This is a genomic window from Pseudomonas sp. B21-035, from assembly GCF_024748945.1.
Lineage (GTDB): Bacteria > Pseudomonadota > Gammaproteobacteria > Pseudomonadales > Pseudomonadaceae > Aquipseudomonas.
In genome coordinates this window covers 4,016,053-4,039,871 of the sequence record NZ_CP087179.1, presented here as the reverse complement: position 1 = coordinate 4,039,871, position 23,819 = coordinate 4,016,053, and the positions used below count along the sequence as shown (strand labels likewise).

At 63.4% G+C, this 23,819-nt stretch carries 21 protein-coding genes, 1 tRNA gene and 1 pseudogene; 12 read left to right on the top strand and 11 right to left on the bottom strand.

The genetic code is table 11. The features are described from left to right. Window positions 1-52: 52 nt before the first annotated feature. Together rlmM and tusA are read left to right on the top strand one after the other, a co-directional pair. Complete coding sequence (gene rlmM, locus LOY22_RS18335) at window positions 53-1,117, top strand: 23S rRNA (cytidine(2498)-2'-O)-methyltransferase RlmM (RefSeq protein ID WP_045194959.1); 1,065 nt, start codon at window positions 53-55, stop codon at window positions 1,115-1,117. A 51-nt stretch (window positions 1,118-1,168) separates the two neighbouring features. Then, on the top strand, window positions 1,169-1,411 hold the full coding sequence (gene tusA, locus LOY22_RS18330) for a sulfurtransferase TusA (protein ID WP_093380735.1): 243 nt from the start codon (window positions 1,169-1,171) through the stop codon (window positions 1,409-1,411). Here the strand turns inward: tusA and LOY22_RS18325 are convergent. Continuing rightward, a complete protein-coding gene (locus LOY22_RS18325) occupies window positions 1,408-2,805 on the bottom strand; it encodes an MATE family efflux transporter (protein WP_258594363.1) in 1,398 nt (465 codons plus the stop codon). The two genes, tusA and LOY22_RS18325, sit on opposite strands and share 4 nt — an antisense overlap. 142 nt (window positions 2,806-2,947) lie before the next feature. Here LOY22_RS18325 and pdxB point away from each other — a divergent pair, with 142 nt between their 5' ends. Then, entirely contained in the window at window positions 2,948-4,090 is a 1,143-nt protein-coding gene (gene pdxB, locus LOY22_RS18320; protein WP_258594361.1) for a 4-phosphoerythronate dehydrogenase PdxB, read from the top strand. A 53-nt stretch (window positions 4,091-4,143) separates the two neighbouring features. Here the strand turns inward: pdxB and LOY22_RS18315 are convergent, their stop codons facing one another. Then, window positions 4,144-4,320 (bottom strand): PA1571 family protein, encoded by a 177-nt coding sequence (locus LOY22_RS18315; protein ID WP_176794234.1) that lies wholly within the window; start codon window positions 4,318-4,320, stop codon window positions 4,144-4,146. 277 nt (window positions 4,321-4,597) lie between these two features. Between LOY22_RS18315 and LOY22_RS18310 the strand changes: the two genes are divergently transcribed. The 4 genes and pseudogenes from LOY22_RS18310 to mqo all read left to right on the top strand — a co-directional run bounded on the left by LOY22_RS18310 (window position 4,598) and on the right by mqo (window position 10,167). Beyond that, window positions 4,598-6,367: an ABC transporter transmembrane domain-containing protein gene (locus tag LOY22_RS18310; RefSeq protein WP_093380741.1), complete on the top strand. Its 1,770-nt coding sequence runs from the start codon at window positions 4,598-4,600 to the stop codon at window positions 6,365-6,367. Between the two features lie 210 nt (window positions 6,368-6,577). Then, a pseudogene (locus tag LOY22_RS27130) lies at window positions 6,578-7,261 on the top strand (methyl-accepting chemotaxis protein); the annotation flags it as partial. A gap of 165 nt (window positions 7,262-7,426) precedes the next feature. Then, complete coding sequence (locus tag LOY22_RS27125) at window positions 7,427-8,194, top strand: methyl-accepting chemotaxis protein (RefSeq protein ID WP_408980599.1); 768 nt, start codon at window positions 7,427-7,429, stop codon at window positions 8,192-8,194. A 374-nt stretch (window positions 8,195-8,568) separates the two neighbouring features. Continuing rightward, window positions 8,569-10,167, top strand: coding sequence for a malate dehydrogenase (quinone) (gene mqo, locus LOY22_RS18300; RefSeq protein WP_045194946.1), 1,599 nt, complete (start codon window positions 8,569-8,571; stop codon window positions 10,165-10,167). Window positions 10,168-10,258: 91 nt separating this feature from the next. Here the strand turns inward: mqo and LOY22_RS18295 are convergent, their stop codons facing one another. The 3 genes from LOY22_RS18295 to LOY22_RS18285 form a co-directional block, all read right to left on the bottom strand. Further along, a complete protein-coding gene (locus LOY22_RS18295; RefSeq protein ID WP_038994310.1) occupies window positions 10,259-10,633 on the bottom strand; it encodes a bacteriocin in 375 nt (124 codons plus the stop codon). Window positions 10,634-10,765: 132 nt separating this feature from the next. Further along, window positions 10,766-10,842: transfer RNA gene (locus LOY22_RS18290), tRNA-Pro, on the bottom strand. A gap of 63 nt (window positions 10,843-10,905) precedes the next feature. Further along, window positions 10,906-11,127, bottom strand: coding sequence for a YgdI/YgdR family lipoprotein (locus LOY22_RS18285; protein WP_010223359.1), 222 nt, complete (start codon window positions 11,125-11,127; stop codon window positions 10,906-10,908). A 197-nt stretch (window positions 11,128-11,324) separates the two neighbouring features. Between LOY22_RS18285 and moaB the strand changes: the two genes are divergently transcribed. Both moaB and glp read left to right on the top strand, forming a co-directional pair. Beyond that, the gene (moaB, locus tag LOY22_RS18280; protein WP_045194944.1) at window positions 11,325-11,864 is read left to right on the top strand and encodes a molybdenum cofactor biosynthesis protein B; all 540 of its coding nucleotides are present in this window, start codon (window positions 11,325-11,327) and stop codon (window positions 11,862-11,864) included. Window positions 11,865-11,871: 7 nt separating this feature from the next. Further along, window positions 11,872-13,074: a gephyrin-like molybdotransferase Glp gene (gene glp / locus LOY22_RS18275; protein ID WP_195884688.1), complete on the top strand. Its 1,203-nt coding sequence runs from the start codon at window positions 11,872-11,874 to the stop codon at window positions 13,072-13,074. Here glp and LOY22_RS18270 read toward each other — a convergent pair. Both LOY22_RS18270 and LOY22_RS18265 read right to left on the bottom strand, forming a co-directional pair. Next, window positions 13,063-14,310: a glycosyltransferase family 4 protein gene (locus tag LOY22_RS18270; protein WP_045194940.1), complete on the bottom strand. Its 1,248-nt coding sequence runs from the start codon at window positions 14,308-14,310 to the stop codon at window positions 13,063-13,065. The genes glp and LOY22_RS18270 overlap by 12 nt on opposite strands. Before the next feature lie 64 nt (window positions 14,311-14,374). Next, a complete protein-coding gene (locus tag LOY22_RS18265) occupies window positions 14,375-15,829 on the bottom strand; it encodes a mannose-1-phosphate guanylyltransferase/mannose-6-phosphate isomerase (RefSeq protein WP_258594358.1) in 1,455 nt (484 codons plus the stop codon). A 280-nt stretch (window positions 15,830-16,109) separates the two neighbouring features. Here LOY22_RS18265 and yegS point away from each other — a divergent pair, with 280 nt between their 5' ends. Next, window positions 16,110-17,009 (top strand): lipid kinase YegS, encoded by a 900-nt coding sequence (gene yegS / locus LOY22_RS18260; RefSeq protein WP_258594356.1) that lies wholly within the window; start codon window positions 16,110-16,112, stop codon window positions 17,007-17,009. Here the strand turns inward: yegS and LOY22_RS18255 are convergent. From LOY22_RS18255 to LOY22_RS18245, 3 genes are all read right to left on the bottom strand, one after another. Further along, on the bottom strand, window positions 16,993-17,652 hold the full coding sequence (locus LOY22_RS18255) for a response regulator transcription factor (protein ID WP_045194934.1): 660 nt from the start codon (window positions 17,650-17,652) through the stop codon (window positions 16,993-16,995). The two genes, yegS and LOY22_RS18255, sit on opposite strands and share 17 nt — an antisense overlap. Beyond that, on the bottom strand, window positions 17,649-18,488 hold the full coding sequence (locus LOY22_RS18250; protein ID WP_371128641.1) for a sensor histidine kinase: 840 nt from the start codon (window positions 18,486-18,488) through the stop codon (window positions 17,649-17,651). Before LOY22_RS18250 ends, LOY22_RS18255 begins: the two co-directional genes overlap by 4 nt. Before the next feature lie 488 nt (window positions 18,489-18,976). Beyond that, window positions 18,977-19,501: a histidine kinase gene (locus tag LOY22_RS18245; RefSeq protein WP_082075399.1), complete on the bottom strand. Its 525-nt coding sequence runs from the start codon at window positions 19,499-19,501 to the stop codon at window positions 18,977-18,979. A 347-nt stretch (window positions 19,502-19,848) separates the two neighbouring features. Between LOY22_RS18245 and LOY22_RS18240 the strand changes: the two genes are divergently transcribed. Beyond that, the gene (locus tag LOY22_RS18240; protein WP_038994319.1) at window positions 19,849-20,784 is read left to right on the top strand and encodes a chemotaxis protein CheV; all 936 of its coding nucleotides are present in this window, start codon (window positions 19,849-19,851) and stop codon (window positions 20,782-20,784) included. Window positions 20,785-20,824: 40 nt separating this feature from the next. Further along, on the top strand, window positions 20,825-21,631 hold the full coding sequence (locus LOY22_RS18235; RefSeq protein WP_082075398.1) for an MOSC domain-containing protein: 807 nt from the start codon (window positions 20,825-20,827) through the stop codon (window positions 21,629-21,631). 58 nt (window positions 21,632-21,689) lie between these two features. Here LOY22_RS18235 and LOY22_RS18230 read toward each other — a convergent pair whose 3' ends face one another. Next, complete coding sequence (locus tag LOY22_RS18230) at window positions 21,690-23,618, bottom strand: transglycosylase SLT domain-containing protein (protein ID WP_093380758.1); 1,929 nt, start codon at window positions 23,616-23,618, stop codon at window positions 21,690-21,692. Between the last annotated feature and the right edge of the window lie 201 nt (window positions 23,619-23,819).

Here is a 23,819-nt window from a genome sequence, read left to right as displayed (position 1 = left end):
TTGCGCCCGGTCAGGGTTGGCGGTAATGGCCGTCAGCCGTCCTGGAGTGAAGATGAATACCCTGTTTATGCATTGCCGGCCCGGTTTCGAGAGCGAAGTCTGTGCCGAAATCGCCGAGCACGCCGCGCGCCTGAATGTCGCCGGCTATGCCAAGGCCAAGCCGCAGAGCGCCTGCGCCGAGTTCATCTGCAACGACGCCGAAGGTGCCGAGCAACTGATGCGCGAGCTGCGTTTTGCCCAACTGATCTTCCCCCGGCAATGGGCCCGCGGCGCGTTCATCGAGCTGCCGGAAACCGACCGCATCAGCGTTCTGCTCGAGGCCCTGGCCGATTACCCGCAGTGTGGCAGCCTGTGGCTGGAGGTGATGGACACCAACGATGGCAAAGAACTGTCGACCTTCTGTCGCAAGTTCGAAGTGCCGTTGCGCAAGGCCCTGAGCAAGGCCGGGCGCCTGGTTGAGGATGCGCACAAACCACGATTGCTGCTGACCTTCGTCAGCGGCCGGCGGGTGTTTGTCGGCCTGGCGGCGGCGGATAACTCGGCGATGTGGCCGATGGGTATTCCGCGCCTGAAGTTCCCCCGCGAAGCGCCGAGCCGTTCGACCCTCAAGCTGGAAGAGGCCTGGCACCACTTCATCCCTCGCGATCAGTGGGATGCGCGCCTGTCCGACGACATGACCGGGGTAGACCTGGGCGCTGCGCCGGGCGGCTGGACTTACCAACTGGTCAAGCGCGGCATGCTGGTGACCGCCATCGACAACGGGCCGATGGCTGAGAGCCTGATGGACACTGGCCTGGTCCAGCACCTGATGGCCGACGGCTTTACCTACAAGCCCAGGCAGACCGTGGACTGGATGGTCTGTGACATCGTCGAGAAGCCGGCGCGCAGTGCCGCCTTGCTGGAAACCTGGCTCGGCGAGGGCTTGTGCCGCGAGGCGGTGGTCAACCTCAAGCTGCCGATGAAGCAGCGTTACGCCGAAGTGCGGCGCCTGCTCGAGCGCATCGAAGAGGGCTTCAAGGCGCGCAAGGTCAAGGTCTCGATTGGCTGCAAGCAGCTGTATCACGACCGTGAGGAAGTGACCTGCCACCTGCGGCGCCTGGATCTGAAACCGCGCTGAGGCTGCGGGAGCGGCTTGAGCGACAATAGCTGATTGTTTCCGGAGTTCTACATGACTGACTTCACCCCAGATGCCATCCTCGACGCCACCGGCCTGAACTGCCCGGAGCCGGTGATGATGCTGCACCAGTACATTCGCGACCTGGCCCCCGGCGGCCTGCTCAAGGTGATCGCCACCGATCCCTCGACCCGTCGCGATATCCCCAAGTTCTGCGTGTTCCTCGACCATGAACTGGTCCGGCAGCAGGAAGAGGCGGGCACTTACCTGTACTGGATCCGCAAGAAGCTCGGTTAACGCTTTTCAGCGCGGCGAATGTGCTTGGCGCTGCTGCGCGCCAAGCGAATCGCCAGCATCAGCGCCGCGCAGGTGAGGCCGGCAATCAGGCCTTCCCACAGGCCGTTAGGGCCGCTTGCGGGGCCGAACAGGTCGGTCAGGCCGAGCACGTAACCCACCGGCAAGCCGATGCCCCAGTAGGCGAACAGGGTCAGGATCATGGTCACCCGGGTGTCCTGGTAACCGCGCAGGGCGCCGGCGGCAATCACCTGGATGGCGTCGGAGAACTGATACAGCGCGGCATACACGATCAGCATCGCGGCAATCTGGATCACCGCCGTGTCCGGGGTGTAGATCGAGGCGACGGGCTCGCGCATCAGCAGGATCAGGCTGGCCGAGAAGCAGGCAAACACCAGCGCCGCACCCAGGCCCACCAGGGCGGCGAAGCGCGCCTGGCGCGGTAGCCCGGCGCCGATCGCCTGGCCAACCCGCACGGTCACCGCCATCCCCAGCGAATACGGAATCATGAACAGCAGCGAGCTGATGTTCAGGGCAATCTGGTGCCCGGCCACCACGGTCGGGCCGAGGCTGCCGATCAGCAGGGCAATCACCGCGAAGATGCTCGACTCGGCGAATACCGCGATGCCGATCGGCAGGCCGACGCCGACCAGGCGCTTGATCACCGGCCATTGCGGCTTGTCCAGGCGCACCAGCACGCGCTGGCGGGCATAGGCCGGGGCCCAGTGGGTCCAGGCGGCCATGCTCAAGGCCATGAACCACATGACGATGCCGCTGGCCCAGCCGCAACCGACGCCGCCCAGAGCCGGCATGCCGAAGTGGCCATAGATCAGCACGTAGTTGAGTGGAATGTTCAGCAGCAGCCCGGACAAGCCGATAACCATGCTCGGCCGGGTCCGGCCCAGGGCATCGCTGTAGCAGCGCAACACGTAATAAAGGGCGACACCGGGGAAGCCGAAGGCAATGCCCTGCAAATAGCCCATGCTCGGCGCCACCAGTTGCGGGTCGACTTTCATCACCTGCAAGATCGGTTCGGCGCTGAGCAGCAGGCCACTGGCGATCAGGCCGACGCACAGTGCCAGCCACAATGCCTGGCGCACCAGCGGGCCGATCTCGGCATGCTGGCCGGCGCCATAGCGCTGGGCAACCTTGGGCGTGGTCGCCAGCAGGATGCCGGTCATCAGCAGGTACACCGGAATCCAGATCGAGTTACCCAGCGCCACGGCTGCCAGGTCGCGGGGGCTGACCCGGCCGGCCATCACCGCATCGACAAAACCCATGGCGGTGGTCGCCAACTGGGCAATGATGATTGGCGTGGCCAGCATCAGCAGGCCGCGCAGCTCGCTGCGGATCCGCGTCGGGCGCGACAGGGCGGGGGTTTGGGTCTCGGCGGTCATCGGTGTCACAAGGCAGGCGTCCACAGGAAAGATCGGCAAAGCCGGCTAGTCTACGCCTTGACGCGGCAGTCAGGAACCTCGCCTGCCTGTGGATCGCCCCACCCGTATCGGCCTACACTGCGCACCCCGATAGGAGAGCGCCATGCTGATTGTTGCTGACGAGAATATCCCGCTGCTCGATGCCTTCTTTGCCGGTTTTGGCGAAATCCGCCGCTACCCCGGGCGAGCGATCGATGCCGCCTGCGTCAAGGATGCCGATGTGCTGCTGGTGCGTTCAGTGACCAAGGTCGATCGCACTTTGCTCGAAGGCAGTCAGGTGAAGTTTGTCGGCACCTGCACCATCGGCACCGATCACCTGGCCCTGGATTATTTCGCCGAGGCTGGTATTCACTGGTCCAGCGCGCCAGGCTGCAACGCCCGCGGGGTGGTCGACTATGTGCTCGGCAGCCTGCTGACCCTGGCCGAGCTCGACGGCGCCAGCTTGCCTGCGCGCACCTATGGGGTGGTCGGCGCCGGGGAAGTTGGTGGGCGTCTGGTCGAGGTGCTGCGCGACCTTGGCTGGCAGGTGCTGGTGTGCGACCCGCCGCGCCAGGCGCGCGAGGGTGGCGATTATGTGAGCCTGGAGCAGATCATCGAGCAGTGCGACGTCATTAGCCTGCACACCCCGCTGACCCGTAGCGGCGAGCTGCCGACCTGGCACCTGCTGGGCCAGGCGCAACTGGCCCGCCTGCGCCCCGGCGCCTGGCTGATCAATGCCAGCCGCGGCCCGGTGGTCGACAATCAGGCTTTACGCCAGTTGCTGCGTGAGCGCGACGATATCCAGGCGGTGCTCGACGTCTGGGAGGGCGAGCCCCAGGTCGACCTGGCCCTGGCCGACCTCTGCGTGATCGCCACCCCGCATATTGCCGGCTACAGCCTGGACGGCAAGCAGCGCGGTACGGCGCAGATCTACCAGGCGTATTGCGCCTGGCGTGGCGAACCTGCCGAGGTGCAACTGAGCGACCTGCTGCCACAGCCGTGGCTGGCCGAAATCGCCTTGCAGGCCGAGACCGATCCGGCCTGGGCCCTCGCGACCCTGTGCCGTGCGGTGTATGACCCGCGCCGTGACGATGCCGATTTTCGCCGCAGCTTGAGCCGCGACCCGGCGCAGCAGAAGGCCGCCTTCGACAACTTGCGCAAGCACTACCCACCGCGCCGTGAAATCGAAGGCCTGGCCGTGCGCCTGCACGGTGAAGCGCCGCAACTGGCACAGCTGGTCCGCGCCTTGGGCGGCGTGCTGGTGTAAATAGCGGGCAATAAAAACCCGGCGCGTGCGCCGGGTTGAAGAATTCGGGTGGGTCAGTCTTTCTTGGCGAGTTCTACCCGGCTTTTTTCCAGCTTCTCGCAGGCCTGCTGGATCATCTCCTCGGTGATGGTGATCTCATTGCCATCCTTGTCGATGATCGTGCCGCCTACCGATGCCTGCGGGTTAGGCGCGGGTTTTTCCTGGGTGTTGCCTTGATGTTGCAAGCTCATTTCCTGTCTCCTCATCAGGTTGCAAGCTCAGACTAGAATCGCCTCGTGACCGGCCTGTGACAGCTCCTTCGGTTATCACTGTGCGACGTGTCCAGTCCATCAGAAAGCCGAGTAAACCTCCAGTAGTACTTTAGACCGAAACGGTCTAGCCGGCTGTGGCCTGGGTCTTATATGCCCAGGTTCTGGTTCCGACGCCCAATCATTGCCCGCAGTTCCTTGGCGCTTGATCAACGGTCCGGTGTAGGCTGCTGTAAATAGCGGACAAACGGCGTACTCCATGCTCAACCGGTTTTCTTCACGCCAGCGCCAGGCCCTGCGCCTGGGCTGGCGTTTTATCCGTCCTTACCGCACGCAGGCGCTGCTGGCCTTGCTGGCACTCATCGTTACCGCAGCGATTACCCTGTCCATGGGTCAGGGTATTCGCCTGCTGGTGGACCAGGGCTTCATGACCCAGTCGCCGCACCTGCTCAACCAGTCCATCGGCCTGTTCCTGCTGTTGGTGATGGCCCTGGCGATCGGTACCTTCAGCCGCTTCTATCTGGTGTCGTGGATTGGCGAACGCTGTGTGGCCGATATCCGCCAGCAGGTGTTCGATCATCTGATCTACCTGCACCCGGGTTTTTTCGAAAGTAACCGCAGTTCGGAGATCCAGTCGCGGCTGACCGCCGACACAACCTTGTTGCAATCGGTGATCGGCTCGTCGCTGTCGCTGTTCCTGCGCAACGCGCTGATGGTGCTGGGCGGCATCGTCCTGCTGTTTGTCACCAACCCCAAGCTCACCAGCATCGTGGTGCTGGCCTTGCCGCTGGTGCTGGCACCGATCCTGATTTTCGGCCGCCGGGTGCGCAACCTGTCGCGGCAGAGCCAGGACCGGGTCGCCGACGTCGGCAGCTATGTGGCCGAGACCCTCGGCCAGATCAAGACCGTGCAGGCCTACAACCACCAGTCCAGCGACCAGCAGCGCTTCGGCGCCACGGTCGAGGCGGCCTTTGAGGTGGCGCGCAAACGCATCCTCCAGCGCGCCTGGCTGATCACCCTGGTGATCGTGCTGGTGCTCGGGGCGGTCGGGGTAATGCTCTGGGTCGGTGGCATGGACGTGATCGCCGGGCGTATTTCCGGCGGTGAGCTGGCCGCCTTCGTGTTCTACAGCCTGATCGTCGGCAGCGCCTTCGGCACCCTCAGCGAAGTGATTGGCGAGCTGCAGCGCGCTGCCGGTGCCGGCGAGCGGATTGCCGAGCTGCTGGCAGCGCGCAGCGAGATAGTCGCGCCTGCTGACCTGCAGCGCTCGGCGCCGCGGGTCAGTGGCCGGGTCGAGTTGCAGGACATCCGTTTTGCTTATCCATCACGGCCAACACCGCCGGCCATCGATGACCTGAAGCTTACCGTCGAGCCCGGCGAAACCCTGGCCCTGGTCGGGCCGTCGGGGGCGGGCAAGTCGACCCTGTTCGACCTGTTACTGCGTTTTTACGACCCGCAGCAAGGGCGCATCCTGCTTGATGGTCAGGACATCAGGTGCCTCGATCCGCAGGACCTGCGCCGCCACTTCGCCCTGGTAGCGCAGAACCCGGCGCTGTTCTTTGGCACGGTGGAGGACAACATCCGCTACGGGCGCGCCGATGCCACGGCCGAACAGGTCGAGGCTGCTGCCCGCAGCGCCCATGCCCATGAGTTCATCTTGCAGTTGCCCAAGGGCTATCAGACTCACTTGGGTGACGCCGGCCTTGGCCTCTCGGGCGGTCAACGCCAGCGCCTGGCGATTGCCCGGGCCTTGCTGGTGGATGCACCGATTCTGTTGCTGGACGAAGCCACCAGCGCCCTCGACGCGCAGAGCGAGCATTTGATCCAGCAGGCGCTGCCGACCCTGATGAGCGGGCGCACCACCCTGGTGATCGCCCATCGCCTGGCCACGGTGCAGCATGCCGACCGCATTGCGGTGATTGATCAGGGCCGGCTGGTGGCCATCGGCACGCATCGCCAGTTGATTGCCCAGAGCCCCTTGTATGCGCGGCTGGCGGCGTTGCAGTTCAATAACGTGACGGAAATGTGACAGCGTCCTACAGACTGTCACATTTCTGTAGCAATCCCTTGAGACTATCTGTTCCAGCTGTTGCGTAATGCTCGAACCTGGCTGCTATCGATCGATGGCAGCTTTTTTTTGGCCTGCCGTCAGTGGCCAGCGAACGAGGACAGGGACGTCTTTGCCTGGTTGGCGCCGAGTGGCGCCGCTCCCTTATTCCTTGTTCCGGGACTTCTTTCGATGTTGCGTAAATCCCTCAGAGTGCAAATTCTCGCCCTGCTCGGCGGCAGCCTGGCGGCGATCCTGCTGATCGCCCTGGTGTGCTTTCAGTTGCTGTCCTCCAGCGTGCGCGGCTACGGCCAGCTGATCGACGGGCCATTGCAGGCGTCGCAGTTGATCGATGAAGCCAACCTGCAGTTCAAGGTCCAGGTCCAGGAGTGGAAGAACGTGCTGCTGCGCGGCAAGCAGCCCGCTGAGCTGGACAAGTACTGGCAGCAGTTCCTGGCCCGTGAGCAGCAGGTGCAGGGCATCCTTGACCAGTTGATCGCCCGCAGCGAGCAGCCGCTCAAGGGCCGTGCCGAGCAACTCAAGGCCAGCCACCGACAGTTGGGTCAGGCTTACGCACAGGGGCGTCAGGCGTTTCTGGCGGCGGGCGCTGATCCTGTTGTAGGCGATCAGGCAGTCAAAGGTGTTGACCGCGCTGCCAGCGAGCAAATGAGTGAGTTGGTCAGCCAGTTGCGCAGCGATGCCCAGGCGCGTGCCCAGACCATCAACCAGTCGGCAGAGCGTACGGTCTGGCTGGGGCTGCTGGTGATGTTCGGCTCGGCGTTGCTGGTCGGGCTGTTCAGTCTGTGGCTGGTCAACCGCAGCCTGATCGAGCCGATCCGTGGCTTGATCGATTATGTCGCGCAGTTGAGCCAGGGGCGCTTCGCCGCGCGGGTCGCCAGCGATCGCCAGGATGAGCTGGGGCGGCTGGCGGTGGCGGCCAATACTCTGCGCGACTTTCTTGCCGACACCTTCAGCCGCCTGCAGCGCAATGCCGGTGAGCTGGAAAGCGCCAGCGGCGAGCTGCGCGGCATTGCCGGCAACATGGCCCGCGGCACCGACGACCAGTTCCAGCGTACCGACCAGGTCGCTACGGCCATGCATGAAATGTCGGCGACCGCCCAGGAAGTCGCCCGCCATGCCGCCGACGCCGCGCGCGCCGCCGATGAAGCCGACCACAGCGCTCAGGCCGGCGAGCAGGTGATGCAGGCAACCATTGCCACCATTGCCGGGGTCAACCAGGAAATTGCCGACACCGCCAAGGTGATTCGCCATCTGGAAGCCGACAGCGACCGCATCGGCAAGGTGCTGGAAGTGATCCGCGCGATTGCCGAGCAGACCAACCTGCTGGCGCTCAACGCCGCCATCGAGGCGGCACGGGCCGGTGAGGCGGGACGCGGCTTTGCCGTGGTCGCCGATGAGGTGCGCAGCCTGGCCCAGCGTACGGCCGCGTCGATTGCCGAGATCAACCAGATCATCAGCGCCGTGCAGTCTGGCGCCGTGGCGGCGGTAAAAGCCATCGAGAGCGGCCAGCAGCGCAGCGAGGAGGGCGCCGAGCAGGTGCAGCAGGCCGGGCAGATGCTGCAGCGCATCACCGTTGCCGTCGAGGCTATCCGCGACATGAACCGGCAGATCGCCACGGCGGCGGAAGAACAGACCAGTGTTGCCGAGGACATCTCGCGCAACCTGGTGGAAATCACCCGGATTGCCACCACCAACCAGCAGGCGGTGCAGCAGACCGAGCAGGCCGGGCAGCACTTGCACGGCTTGTCCGGGCAGTTGGGGGAGGTCACTGCGCGCCTGAGTGCTTGAGCAAAAGCGGGGGAAATCCGCCACATCCAGCGGTAAAGGCCTGGCAATGTGGCGGATTGTCGCCAGCTAAACCGTTAAAGTTGGGGTGCGACGACACGTCCTAGCTATTAGCCGTTGGTCTTGTAAAAGTTGGCCCGCTTCCTGCTTTAAGGCGACCCACCCTGACAGCGGCGGCCATGCCCCGCGTCTGGCGTGACGACCGTTCCCGATCCATCGAACAACCCCAGCCGCCATCCAGTGCGCGGGTGTCCGGGCCGATTGCCCGAGCACCAGCTACGCTAAGCCTTGGACTGCGCGAGCAACAACAAGAATCCGGGCGTGCACTACGGGACCTGCGGTCATTGCCAATTACTTCACTTCAATTGGATTGAACTATGAAAAAAATCCTGCTGACGCTCCTGTGCCTGAGTGTCATCGGTTGCTCCAAGCCCAGTGAGCCCGAGAAAACCGTAGACGTGCTGCTGATCGGCGGCGGCATCATGAGTGCAAGCCTGGGTACCTACCTCAATGAGCTGGAGCCCGGTTGGTCGATCGACATCTACGAGCGCCTGGACAAGGTCGCCGAAGAAAGCTCCAACGCCTGGAACAACGCCGGTACCGGTCACTCCGCGTTCTGCGAGCTGAACTACACCAGCGAAGGTGCCGACGGCAAGATCGACATCAGCAAGGCCGTTGGCGTCAACGAGCAGTTCGAGATCTCCAAGCAGTTCTGGGCCTACCAGGTCGAGCAGAAAGTGCTGAGCAACCCGACCTCGTTCATCAATAACGTGCCGCACATGAGCTTCGTCTGGGGCGACAAGAACGTCGAGTTCCTCAAGAAGCGTCATGAAGCCCTGCAGCACAGCTCGCTGTTCCGTGGCATGGAGTACTCCGAAGACCACGAGCAGATCAAGAAGTGGGTACCGATCGTGATGGAAGGCCGCGCTGCCGACCAGAAGATCGCCGCCACCCGCATGCCGATCGGCACCGACGTCAACTTCGGCGAGATCACCCGCCAGCTGTTCGCCTCGCTGACCAAGCACGACAACGTCAAGCTGCACGTCCAGCACGAAGTCCGTGACATCGTCCGTAACGCCGACAACACCTGGACCGTGGTCGTCGCTGACCTGGCCAACAAGGGCGTCGAGAGCAGCATCAAGGCCAAGTTCGTCTTCATCGGTGCCGGTGGTGGCGCGCTGAAGCTGCTGCAGAAATCGGGCATCCCTGAAGCTGACGGCTATGCCGGCTTCCCGGTCGGTGGCCAGTTCCTGATGACCGACAACCAGGACATCGTTGCCCGCCACAAGGCCAAGCTGTACGGCAAGGCTTCGGTTGGTGCGCCGCCAATGTCGGTTCCGCACCTGGACACCCGCGTGATCGACGGCAAGGAAGTGCTGCTGTTCGGCCCGTTCGCCACCTTCTCGACCAAGTTCCTGAAGAACGGCTCGCTGCTGGACATGTTCGCTGCGCTGACCACCCACAACATCATGCCGATGACCCACGCCGGTATCGACAACATCGACCTGAGCACCTACCTGATGGGTCAGTTGATGCTGAGCTTCGATGACCGCATGGCGGCCCTGCGCGAGTACTTCCCGAACGCCAAGAACGAAGACTGGAAACTGCTGCAGGCCGGTCAACGCGTCCAGGTGATCAAGAAGGACCCTGAGCACGGCGGCATCCTGCAGTTCGGTACCGAAGTCGTTGCTGCCCAGGACGGCACCATTGCCGCGCTGCTGGGCGCCTCGCCAGGTGCTTCGACCGCTGCGCCGATCATGCTGAGCGTGCTGGAAAAGACCTTCAAGGATCGCATCAAGACCCCTGAGTGGCAGGCCAAGCTGAAGGAAATCGTGCCGACCTACGGCCAGAAGCTCAACAACAACCTTGAGCTGACCAACAAGACCCGTGAGTGGAGCAGTTCGCGTCTGAACCTGCTGTACGTTCCGGTGCTGCCGGAAGAGGCAGCTGCGGTACAGGCTGAGCCTGCGCTGTAAGCTTTCGCTTTGCCAGAAACAAACAAGCCCCTGTTCAGGGGCTTGTTTGTTTCTGGCCTGGCAAAAATATCGCCGGCTACTCGGTTGCGGATCAGTGGCGTTTCTTGCGATGACTGTCCGCCAGGTTGTTACCCAACGCACCACCAGCCGCGCCGCCCAGGCCTGCGCCAATTGCCGAGCCGGTGCTGCCACCGAGCTTGCCGCCGACCAGCGAGCCACCGGCCGAACCCAGGCCGCCACCAATGGCCGCCTTGGTCTTGTTGCCTTTTTTCGCGCCCATGGCACTGCCTGCCGCGCCGCCGACGCCGGCACCAATGGCCGCACCGGTGCTGCCGCCAAGCTTCTGCCCGACCACGTTACCCAGAACACCACCCAGGCCACCGCCTACAGCGGTCTGGCCATCACCGGCCATGGCGCCTTGTGCGCACAAAAGGCCCAGGGTCAGGGCGGCAAGAGTCTTACGCATGTGAATCAACCTTAATGTTCAAAAAGGCGCGCATTCTGCTGGCAGCGTCGCCGCCGCGCAATGCTGGCCACTGCTGCTCGTCTGCCAGGCACGAAAAAGCCCGCGCGAGGGCGGGCTTTTTGCTGAGTAAAGTGGTCGGAGAGACAGGATTCGAACCTGCGGCCTTCTCGTCCCGAACGAGACGCGCTACCTGGCTGCGCTACACTCCGATGGAGAAAATATTACTCAAAATCTTCTCCTCGACAAGCCCCAGAGGCGGCCTGTCGATCAGCTCACAGGTCCTTGACGGTACGGACCTGGTCCTTGTTGATGCGGGTGCGTTTGCCGTCCAGTTGTTCGAATTCGTAGAAGCCCGAGTCTTCGTCGTATTGCGGAGTATCGACCGCCTGGATTTCGCGGCCGTCGTTCAGGGTAATGACGGTCGGCGAAGCGCAGCCAGCCAGAGTGCCAAGACCCAGGGCGAGCAGGAAAGCGGGAAGAGTCCGTTGAATCATTGTGTTTCTCCAGTAAAGGATGGTGCGTAATGTTTCTTGAGACGCATGGCGCCTGCGCAAGTTCCATGCAGATTTCAGCATAGCGGCAATCTAGCATTATTGACCGGCAACAATGCCTGGGCCGCTGGCGGGCGCGAGGCAGGCAGGGCTGTGATATAACACCGCTCATTCGTTCCTATCAATGGATTCAAGGTCCCATGAAAGCCAAGGCAGATGTACCTTTCGTGCCGCTGAACATTGCCGTCCTGACGGTCAGCGATACCCGCACCCTGGAAACCGACACCTCCGGCCAGGTGTTCGTCGACCGCCTGAGCGAGGCCGGCCACGCTCTGGCGGCGCGGGTGCTGCTCAAGGACGATCTGTACAAGATTCGCGCCCAGGTCGCCACCTGGATCGCCGATGAGCAGGTGCAGGTGGTGCTGATCACCGGCGGTACCGGCTTTACCGGGCGCGATAGCACCCCGGAAGCCGTGGCCTGCCTGCTGGACAAGCAAGTCGATGGCTTTGGCGAGCTGTTCCGGCATATCTCCCTGGCCGATATCGGTACCTCCACCGTGCAGTCCCGGGCCCTGGCCGGGCTGGCCAACGGCACCCTGGTGTGTTGCCTGCCGGGCTCGACCAACGCCGTGCGTACCGGCTGGGACGGCATCCTTGCCGAGCAGCTCGACGCCCGTCATCGCCCGTGCAACTTCGTCACCCACCTCAAGCAGGCCGCGCCCTGCGAAAGCCGTGGTTGAGGCGCCCATGCACACTCAACTGATGCCGGTCGAAGAAGCCCTGGCAAAACTGCTGGCGCTGGCCGAAGCCGCGCCTATCACCGCTACCGAGCAGGTCGCCCTGGCCGACGCCGAGGGCCGCGTGCTGGCACATGAGCTGGTCTCGAGCCTCGACCTGCCGCCCTGGCCCAACAGCGCCATGGACGGCTACGCGCTGCGCCTGGCCGACTGGACGGGCGAGCCCTTGACGGTCAGCCAGCGGGTATTCGCCGGGCATTCACCCGAGCCGTTGCAGCCGGGTACCTGTGCGCGGATCTTTACCGGGGCGCCGGTGCCGGTGGGGGCGGATTGCGTTGAGATGCAGGAAAACGCCGACGTCCTGGACGATCAGCGCGTGCGCTTTACCGAGGCGCTGCGCGTTGGTCAGAACATTCGCCCGCAAGGGCAGGAAACCCGCGCTGGCGAGGCGGTTTTGGCCGCGGGTACGCGCCTGGGGCCGATCGAGCTGGGCCTGGCGGCTTCCTTGGGGTGCGCCGAGCTGAGCGTCGTGCGGCGGGTCAAGGTCGCTGTGCTGTCGACCGGCGACGAATTGGTCGAGCCCGGCTTGCCCCTGGGGCCCGGGCAGATCTACAACAGCAACCGGCGGCTGCTCGGCAGCTGGCTGCAACGTCTGGGCTGTGAGGTGATCGACGCTGGCATTCTGGCCGATGACCTGGAGAAAACCCGCAACTGCCTGGCTGCCCTGCAGGGTGTCGACCTGATCCTTTCCACTGGCGGTGTTTCGGTGGGCGAGGCCGATTACCTGGGCATCGCCCTGCGTGAAGAGGGCGAACTGTCGCTGTGGAAGCTGGCAATCAAGCCGGGCAAGCCGCTGACCTTCGGTCATTACAAGGGCGTCCCGGTCATTGGCTTGCCGGGTAATCCGGCTTCGACCCTGGTGACCTTCGGCCTGCTGACCCGCCCCTACCTGTTGCGCCGCCAGGGCGTTACCGAGGTCACGCCGCTGCAGTTCGCGGTGCCGGCCGGGTTCGACTGGCCCAAGGCTGGCACTCGCCGCGAATACCTGCGCGGGCGCCTGGAGCAGGGCAGCGCATTGATCTACAAGAACCAGAGCTCGGGTGTGCTGCGCAGCGCCGCCTGGGCCGAGGGCCTGGTCGAAGTCCGTGAGGGCCAGACCCCGGGCAAGGGCGATATCGTGCAGTTCATTCCCTTGAGCGAGCTACTTGGTTGAACGGCTGAGCAGGGTGTCGCCCACCAGGGTGGCACCGCTCGGCGCGCGCAGGCTGGGGCGCGCATGCACGCTTTCCAGCTGGGCAGCGGCGATGCTCCAGTCGTGCCGGCTGCAGACAAACTCCCGCGCCGCTTGCGACAGCTGGCGCAGGCGCCAGGGCTGATTGAGCAGTTGGTTAATCATCAACGCCAGCTGGTCGCCGTCGTCACTGGCCAGGTAGTGCTCGCCATGGGTCACCTGCAGGCCTGACACGCCCTTGGCCGTGGTTACCACCGGCAGCCCGGCGGCCATGGCTTCCAGTATCTTGATCTTCGAGCCGCCGCCATAACGTAGCGGCGCAAAGAAGATCGCCGAGTTGCGTTGCAGCTCGCGCAGGTCAGGCAGGTAGCCAATCCATTCGATTCGCGGGTCGCTCCAGCGCAGTTTCCAGCTGGGCGGCAAGGCGTGGCCAACCACGGCCAGGCGTACTGCGGGGTTGCTCAGCCAGACTTGCGGCAGAATGTCTTCCAGCGCCCATTCGATGGCTTCAAGGTTGGCGCCGTATTCGAAATTGCCGACGAACAGCAGGCGCTGGCTGCACAGCGACGGCTGGATATCCTGGTAATGCGCGCAATCCACGCCATTGATCACCACCGACACCGCAGCGCCGGTCGCCTGGCTGATGTGTTCGGCGTCGGTTGGGCTGACCGCTACCACTTCATGGGCCTGGCTGAGCACGCGGTTTTCCCAGCGCCGGTAACGCCAGCGATCAAAGGCATTGAACGGTCGCAGCCACAGTGGCAAGCGGTCGTGGCAAGCGGCGCCATTGACCGATTCGATGTTGTGCTCGCTGAGCACGAACGGCAGCCCGCGAGCCTGCAGGGCCTTTTCGAACGGCTGGAAGCTGTAGCTGTGCTCGATCTGGATGACATCCCAGGGCTCTTCCAGCAATTGCTCGAAGCAGTGGCGCAGGTGCGGCGCCAGGCCATTGATGCTGGCGCGCATCGGATAGCTGGGGTAGATCGCCGCCAGCAGGTTCAGGGGGCTGTGGAAGGGGCGCCTGGGTAGCACGATCAGGCGTTCGAGCAAAGGTTCCAAGGCCTGTCGGGCCGCGTCGCTGGGCGGGATTTTCGATTGCACCAGCAGGGTGATGCGGTGACCCCGCTGCGCCAGGCTGCGCAGCAGGTGGTATTGCCGTGTTTTACCGCCGCTGGTGGTGGGCCAGGGCAGGTAGGGTAGTGTCCAGAGTACGCGCATGACCCCTTTCCTCTGTGTTCAGGCGGGTAACGGCATGCAGATAAAAATGGACGCGCCGGGGGAATCAGCTTGCGGCTGGCTCCGGGGCGCGTCCATAGATATCAGTAAAGCGCACGATGTCATCCTCGCCCAGGTATTCGCCACTTTGTACTTCAATCATTACCAGATCGATCACCCCCGGGTTGGTCAGGCGGTGTACCCGGCCGGGTTTGATGAAGGTCGATTCGTTGGTATCGAGCAGAAATTCCTCTTCACCATTGGTCACACAGGCCATGCCGCTGACCACGATCCAGTGCTCGCTGCGGTGATGATGCATCTGCAGCGACAGCGAAGCCTCGGGGCGGACCATGATGCGCTTGATCTTGAACCGCGGGCCTTCCTCGAGCACCGTGTAGGTGCCCCACGGGCGGTTGACCGTGCGGTGCAGGCGGAACGCGTCGTGGCCCTGGCGCTTGAGCTGCTGGGCAATCACCTTGACCTCCTGGCTGCGCGCGGCATCGGCAATCAGCAGGGCATCGGGGGTGTCGATGATAATCAGGTTGTCCAGGCCCACCGCGCCGACCAGGCGCCTTGGCGAGTCGATATAGCAATTGTGCACATCGTGCAGCACGGTTTCGCCGGTGCAGCGATTGCCTTGATGATCACCGGCCTTGAGCTCGCGCACCGCCTCCCAGCTGCCGATATCGCTCCAGCCCAGCTGGCTGGGCAGTACCGCGACCTGTTGCGAGGTCTCCATCACGGCATAGTCGATGGAAATGTCCGGCACCAGGGCGAAGCTGTCCGGGTCCAGTTCCACCTGGCACTCACGGGCGCCTTCCTTGCACGGGCTCAGGGCCAGGCAGTGATTGACCGCCGCCAGCAGTTGCGGGGCGTGCTGTTCCAGTTCATGCAGGATGGCGTCGACACGCATGCAGAACATCCCGGCATTCCACAGGTGCTGGCCGCCATCGAGGTACTGCTGGGCGGTGTCGGCGTCGGGCTTTTCGACAAAGCGGGCAACCCTGAAGCCGTGGGCATCCAGGGCCTGGCCTTTTTCGATGTAGCCAAAACCGGTTTCAGCACGGGTCGGCAGCAGGCCGAAGGTGGTCAGCCAGCCCTGGGCAGCCAGCAAGCGGGCCTGGCTGACGGCCTGGTCGAAGGCGCTGAGGTCGTTGATCAGGTGATCGGCTGGCAGCACCAGCAATTGCGCATCCTCACCGTACAGCCGGGCGCAGTGCAGGGCGGCAGCGGCAATGGCGGCGGCGGTATTGCGGCCAAAGGGTTCGAGGATGTAGTCCAGGGCCAGGTTGGCCTTGTTCAGCTGGCGGAATTCGTCCTGGGTGCGGAAGAACACCTCGCGGTTGGTCACCGTCAGGATCCGTTCGACATCGGCCAGGCAACTGGCGCGGGCGAAGGTCTTCTGCAGCAGGCTCTGGCCGTCGGGCAGGCGCATGAACGGCTTGGGCATGGTTTCGCGCGATACCGGCCACAGGCGGGTGCCGGCGCCGCCAGCGATGATGCAAGGGATCAGAACACTCATCTCACAGCCTCGAGTCAGGGGCACTGCCTGGGCAGTGCAGCAAAAGTAAACAGAGCAACCTGGCAGGCTTTTGCGCAATGAGTCAATAAAATGACTTTTACCACTGGCATCGTCCATGAAGGCCAAATATTTGTCGAATGATGCCCCTCGGCGACGAAGCTTTCAATGATATTTGTGTGAATGGCATGCGAAACTCTGCTGAAACGTTACCTGCAATGCAGTAAAGGGACGCCGGAAACGGTCGAGATACTCGACGCTCAATTCATCGGGGAACGCACACATGGCGCAGCAAAAGGCATTGATGATCCTGCATGGCAAGCAGGCCATGAACGAAGAGGTGCGTGCTGCGGTGACCGGCATGCGAGAGCGCGGCTGGCAGTTGGACGTGCGCCTGACCTGGGAGGGGGGCGACGCCCAGCGCCTGGTCGAAGAAGCGCTGGCCGCCGGCTACCCGCACTTGGTGGCTGCGGGTGGCGATGGCACCCTGCGCGATGTCGCCGAGGCCATGGTGCGTGCCGACGCTGACGCCAGCCTGGTGTTGCTGGCGCTGGGCACCGCCAACGATTTTGCCAAGGCTGCCGGCGTGCCGCTGGAGCCGGCGCAGGCGCTGATGCTGCTGGAAGTACCGGCCCGGGCCATTGACCTGGGCGAGGTGGGTGGGCAGGTATTCCTGAACATGGCCACCGGTGGTTTCGGCAGCCAGGTTACCGCCAACACCTCCGAAGACCTGAAAAAGGTATTGGGTGCGGCGGCCTACCTGTTCACCGGCCTGTCGCGTTTTAGTGAGCTGCGCGCAGCCTCGGTGGCGCTGCACGGCCCGGATTTCCAGTGGCAGGGCGAGTTGCTGGCGCTGGGCATCGGCAACGGGCGGCAGGCCGGCGGCGGGCATGCGCTGTGCCCCCAGGCGCAGGTTGATGATGGTTTGCTCGACATCAGCATCCTGCCGGCACCCCAGGAAGTGGTCGGCACCTTGCGCGGCCTGCTCAGCGATGGCCTGGGGCTGGACAGCATGTTTGTCCGTGCGCGCTTGCCATGGGTCGAGATCAGAAGCTCGCAAGGCCTGGACATCAACCTCGATGGTGAGCCCCTGCAGGGCGACAACCTGCGTTTTGAAGTGCTGCCCGCGGCCTTGCGCGTGCACCTGCCGGTCGACTCGCCGCTGCTTAGTCGTCGAGGCTGATGATTTGCTCGCGCACGGCAAACAGCACCAGGCCGGCGACGTCGTAGATCTGCAGGCGTTTCATGATCTGCGAGCGGTGGGTTTCCACGGTCTTGATGCTCAAGCCCAGGCCCTGGGCGATTTCCCGGGTCGACTTGCCGCGCACGATCAGGCGCAGGATTTCCAGTTGGCGGGCGGTGAGGTTGTGCTTTTCCGCTGTCTCCGGCTTGCCCGACTGGGCGCGCAGCAGGGCCTGGTTGATTACCGTGTGGGCAATCGCCGGGCTCAGGTAGCGCTCGTTGCCGCGCAGTGCTGCCAGTGCCTGTTCAAGCTCGGTGGCGGTGGTGTCTTTGAGCAGGTAGCCATGGGCGCCGCTTTCCAGGGCCTGCATGATCAGCTCCGGGTCGGTGTGCATGGAGAGGATCAGCACCTTGCTGCGACAGCCCAGGGCGCGCAGGCGGGTCAGGGCATCCAGGCCGCTGGTGCAGCGCATGGAGATATCCAGCAGGACGATGTCCGGGTCCAGTTGCATGACCAGTTCCGGCACCTGGCTGCCGTCGTTGGCTTCGCCGATCACGGCATAGCCGGGAATGTCGGACACCAGCGCGCGCACACCTGCGCGAATCAGTGAATGGTCATCGACCAACAGCAATGTACAGGTCATGGGACGTTACTTGTCTTGGCGCGTTCGAGGGTGCGCGCAGGCCAGGGGAACAGGGCGTCGATCTGGGTGCCCAGGCCGGGCTGGCTGTTGACCGACAGTGTGCCATTGAGCAGGCCGACGCGCTCGAGCATTCCGGCCATGCCGCGCTGGCCTTCATCGGCTGGGCTGCTGGCCGGCGAAAAGCCCAGGCCGTCATCGCTGATCGACAACGCCAGGCCTTCGGGCTGGCGCTGAATGCGCACCACCAGGTTCTTTGCCTTGGCGTGACGCAGGATGTTGGTCACCGCCTCTTGGGTAATGCGAAAGGCGGCGATGGCCATATCTTCCGGGAGGCCGCCCAGGCGCTGGCGGCATTCCAGGCTCCAGTGCACCTCGGTGTTTTCCAGGGCGCGCAGCAGGTGCGCGCGCAGGCTGGCTTCCAGGCCCAGGCTGGACAGTTGTCTTGGGTTGAGGATGGCCGAAACATCGCGCACGCTGGCCAGGGTGTCGTCCAGGGTGCTGCGCAAGGTTTTGCAGTGCTCCTGCAGCTCGCTCGGAGCGCGGCGCGCGAGCCAGTCGGCCTGGAGTTTGGCGGCGGTCAGCAACTGGCCGATATCGTCGTGCAGTTCGCGGCTCAGGCGCTGGCGTTCGCTTTCCTGCACTTTGAGCAGGCGGTCGGCCAGTTCCGCCGGGCGCAGGGCAATCGAGCGCGCCCACTGGCGCAGTTGCCAGGCAATGCTCGACAGGGCAACCAGTTGCAGGGCCAGGGCGATGCCTGGCAGCGGTTGCTCAAGCAGGTACAAGGCCAGGTTGACGGCAACCGAAGCCAGGCACAGCAGGGCGGTTGCCCAGCGCAACAGAGAGGCTCCGGGGTGCCAGCGCTTGAGTGTCTTGAGGCTTGAGAACATAGAAATTGAAGCCACTGAAATATCGCTGTTGAAAGCCTTGCAAAGGTCGAACTAGAGGCGTTTGTCGAATTGCCTTCAATAACGTTTAAATGCCGGCGCCGGGGTAACCGCGATGAAAGTCTGCACGCGGTGTCTGGGGAGATCCGGGTAAGGTGCATGTGTCCATCAGCGCGCATGGTATCACTTCAAATACAATTGGTCGCGAACTCTGATAACTGACTGAATAGCCAGATTTTACGGGCTGGTACGACGGTTCCGATTGTCTTCGAATCTAGCATTTTGCCATCAGTTTGCGGGGCTGGGATTTTGCCCGAAATCAATTAAACGAAATGTTTGTTGCAGATAATTAGAGAGACCTGGAAATACACTAAGTTGGGTCTTAGTGTGCACTCGTCACAGGCTTGGTTAATCTCGCCGGGGCAGTATTGTTATGTCCCTTAGTTGCCCCTGGTCGGCGAAGAAAGTGCAGTGGCGTTCGCGCTGGTGGGCGCAGCCATTGAAGGGGCGGGGTGTTCGCAAGTGTGCCGGGTTTCGATGCAAGAGTCGCAGGCCAGAGCCTCCTGCGGGCTCAGAGCGGTGGCCAGGGTGTCGAGCAACTGCACCTGTTCCTCGGTATCCAGGCTCAGGCGGCCGGTGTGCGGATCGATCAACTCCAGCTGCCAGGCCAGCAGGGTCAGGCAGCTTTCCAGGGCTTGCAGGGCTTCACCTTGCAATGCCGGTTGCGCCTGTGCGGGTTCCAGCAGTGCCTGCAGATGTTGGCTGTAGCTTGCGACCTCGACCAGGCCAAGGGCCTGTGCGCGTTCTACCAGGGTGGCCAGGGTATCGTTGAGGCAGTGACAGGCATCCGGATCGTTGTCGATCAGTTGCAGGTGCAGCAGGCATTCCTCTGCCTTGGTCAGCAGCACCTGGGCGTCGATCAGGAAATCCTGCAGGGCGCTGTTGTGCAGTGCGTCGTTAGCCATCATTTGGCTCCAGCGCGTAAGGCTGGAGCAGGGGCTGGCCACCATGAGGCGATCGCTGACAAAAGCCTGACTCCGTTCATGCAATGAGAATGGCGTCACATTAATGGCTAATGGATATTGCGAACATCAGGTCTCACCCGATTGTCACTAGGGGATTCCCTGATGCGGTGTTTTCGATACGACCCTTTGCGGGTGTTTGCGACAGCGGAGAGGTGAGCGCAGTAAAGCATGATGGTAAAATGACATCAATGGGCTGCGGAGCATTTTCTTCACAGGGTCAAGCTCTGCGGCAAACGGCCGATACAGGGCCATTGGGATCATTTTCGACACACCTTGGGGGCTCTTCGATGGCTGGCATTCTCGACACGGTAGACCAAAGAACGCAGCTGGTGGGCGAGAACCGCCTGGAAATCCTGATGTTCCGCCTGGCTGGCCGGCAACTGTTCGCGATCAACGTGTTCAAGGTCCAGGAAGTGCTGCAGATGCCCAAGCTGACCCTGATGCCGCAGCGCCATGCGTACGTCTGCGGCGTGGTCAACCTGCGCGGCCAGACCCTGCCGGTGATCGACCTGTCCCAGGCCATCGGCATGCGCCCGCTGGAGCCAGGCCCGGGCAGCACCATCATCGTCACCGAATACAACCGCTCGGTGCAGGCCTTCCTGGTCGGCGGCGTCGACCGTATCGTCAACATGAACTGGGAAGCCATCATGCCGCCGCCGACCAGCGCCGGTCGCCAGCACTACCTGACGGCGATCAGCAAGGTCGACGAGCAACTGGTGGAAATCATCGACGTCGAGAAGGTTCTGGCGGAAATCGTCCCGTACAGCGCCAAGGTCTCGCGCGACAAACTCGAAGACCCGGTGCTGGCCCGTGCCCGCGGCCGCGAAGTACTGCTGGTCGACGACTCTACCGTGGCCCTGGCGCAGTTGCGCGACACCTTGTCGCAACTGGGAGTGAAAATGCATGTGGCCAGCGATGGCCTCAAGGCGCTGCGCATGCTCAAGGGCTGGGCCGATGCCGGCGAGGATGTTTGCGAGAAGCTGCTGATGGTCTTCACCGATGCCGAAATGCCGGAAATGGACGGCTACCGCCTGACCACTGAAATCCGCAACGACCCGCGCCTGCGTTCGTTGTACGTGGTGCTGCACACGTCGCTGTCGGGCAGCTTCAACGAATCGATGGTGAAGAAGGTCGGCTGCGACAACTTCCTTTCCAAGTTCCAGCCCGACAAGCTGGTCGATGTCGTGCGCCAGCGGCTGATGCTGGATGAAGCCACGGCCTGAGTCGGTATAAGCTAGGGCTTTAACCGACACAAGGCAGGTCATGATGCGCCTCAGTGCGTTGTACCGATACCCGCTCAAATCAGCGCGCGGTGAGGCGCTGCAGACTTCCTCGCTGGACCTTCTGGGGTTGAGCGGGGACCGCCGCTGGCTGCTCGTGGAGCGCGCCAACGGGCGCTTCCTGACCCAGCGCATGTACCCGCAGATGACCCAGCTGGCCGCGCTGCACAACGCCGATGGCAGCCTCACCCTTGAGGCGCCGGGCCATCCCACGCTGCACGTGGCCGTACCCGAGCCCGAAAACGACCTGCGCGGTATCACTATCTGGCGCGACACCTTTCGCGTACCCGATGCCGGCGATGCGGCCGCGCAGTGGCTTAGTGCATTCATCGGCAAGGACGTGCGCCTGGTTTACGTGCCCGATCAACGTGCACGCTTCCTGCCCAGTGGGTATGGCCTGAACAGCGACCGTGTGGCGTTCGCCGATGGTTTTCCCTTGCTGCTGATTGGCCAGGCATCGCTGGATGACCTGGTAGCGAAGGTCGGGCGGCCGCTGCAGATGCTGCGCTTTCGTCCCAACCTGGTGGTGGAGGGCAGTGCTGCCTTTGCCGAGGATGGCTGGAAGCGCATCCGTATCGGCGAGGTCGAATTCCGGGTGCTCAAGCCCTGCGAGCGCTGCATCATGACCACCATCGACCCGCAGACCGGCGAACGCAGCCCGGACCGTGAACCACTGGCGACCTTGCAAACCTACCGGCAGAAGGAAGGCGATGTGCTGTTTGGCCAGAACCTGGTGGCCGATGGGGTAGGAAGGCTTGAGGTGGGGATGGCAGTGACGGTGCTGGAGTAGTTCGGCTGTGGACTTCTATCGCGGGGCAAGTCGAGGCGTTGCCCCGCGATGGCATCAATCACTGATCGTCAAAATACCGCTCATGCCAGTCCACCAGCGGCTGCGGCGAATTGAGCTTTTGCCCGTAGATCACCGAATACGACAGCACGTTCTGCACGTACTGGCGTGTCTCGTCGAACGGGATCGACTCGACCCAAACGTCAAAGCTCAGGTGGTCGGCGCCACGCAGCCACTGGCGTACCCGGCCTGGCCCGGCGTTGTAGGCGGCCGAGGCGAGCACGCGGTTGCCGTTGAACTGGCTGTGCACCTGGCTCAGGTAGGCAGCGCCGAGCTGGATGTTCTTGTCCGGGTTGAACACCTGCGCCGGCGAGGCCAGCGGGATGCTGAACTTGCGCGCGGTCTCTTTGGCGGTGGCCGGCATCAGTTGCATCAGGCCACTGGCGCCAACGCTTGAGCGGGCATCGTCCATGAACGCGCTTTCCTGGCGGGTGATGGCAAACACCCAGCTCGAATGCAGGCCGCGCACCTTGGCCTCGCGCACCAGGGTGTCGCGGTGGGCCATCGGGAAGCGGATGTCCAGGTCGTCCCAGTACTTGGCCTGGCTGATGGTGCGAATGGCCGGGAAGTACCAGCGCATGTCATAGGCCAGCTTGGCCTGGGCGACCATCTCGTCACGGTTGAAGTGCCGGCTGACGTGATACCACTCGCGGCGACCGTCGACGATCTGCCCCCGGGCGTGGAACTCCAGTGCACGTTTGACCCCGGGAGTGTTGCGTACCTTGTTGATGAGCTGCTGGCTGAGTACCAGCGGCTTGTTGTTCAACTGGTAGGGGGTTTGCGCGCGGTCGGCGGCGAGGAAGCCGTAGAAGTCGCGCTCACGGGCCACGGTTTTGTACAGCAGCGGGATCTGCGGGTTCTTCGGCTGCGCCAGCTCCAGGCTGCGCGCCTGCCAGTAGCGCCAGCGGTTGCTGCTGGCCAGGTCCTGGGGCAGGCGCTTGGTCAGCTCGTAGGCATCTTCCCAGCGGCCCAGGCGCAGCAGCAGGCGCAGGCGCCATTCGGTGACGGTGTTGTCACGCAGCTCCGGGTCGTAGCGGGTCATCAGATCCAGCGCCCGCGGGTCGTAGCGGCGCGCCAGGGTCAGGCCGATTTCGCGGGCGATGGCGACCTTTTCGTCGCGGGAGAAATGCATGCGGTTGGCGTAGTCGTCGAGCAGGCTCATGGCCCGCTCCGGGTCCTGGCGGGCCAGGCGGCGCAGGCCGAGGCTGACCACGTCGGACATCGCCTCGTTGACCGGAGTGAAGCGCCCGGGCTGGTTGAGCAACTCGGGCTTTTGCGCCACGTCGATCAGCAGGCGGCCCTGCGGCGCCAGGGTGTTGAGGCTCTTGACCAGGGTGTTGGCTAGCGCATAGTTGCGGGTTTGGGCCGCCAGCTTGGCGCGCTCCCAGCGTTTTTGCTCGGTCAACTGGCCTTCGGCGGCCCAGCGTTCGAACAGGGCATCGCAGGCAGCCGGTTGCGACTTGCCGACCAGCCAGAGTTTCTCGGCGCTGGCGAAGCCTTCGGCGCGCAGGCCGTGGCTGAGCTGGTACTGGCCGTTGAGGCAGTCCAGCTCGGTGAAATTGAGCTTTGGATCGTAGTACTTGGTGAAGGTCGCCCAGTCGCCGCGCTCGGCCAGCCAGCGCAACCAGCGCAGCTTCATCCAGTTAGCCTGGGGCAGGTCGCCGTGGGCGGCGAGGAATTTCTCGATTTCGTCGTTGCTGGCAGTTTTAAGCCGGGCGGTGAGTTCGTCGTAGGCCAGGTAAGGCGTCAACGGATAATCGCGCAGGGCATCGGCGTAACGCAGGTACGGGCCCTTGTCGCCCTTGGCCAGGGCGCGTTTGGCTTCATCGTAGTATTGACGTTGCTGGGTGATGTCGGTGGCCTGGGCGACACCCACTGCCGAGGCAGTGAGAAGCAGGCTGGATACGAGGCAGAACAGGCGGCTGCGCATGAGACTTCCGGGCAGTTTGACCATGAAAAGTGACGGCGAAGCCAGCACTGTTGGAGTTGCATTGCCTTAGCTTAGCCGGTTGCAACAGGCGGATGAAAGCATTGTGCTTGTATCTGGTTGTAAAGAAGCGGCCCGTCGTCGGAAGGTACAGTAGGACGCGCTGCTTAATGTGAAGCCGGCCCAAGTCGGGTAGAATGCGCG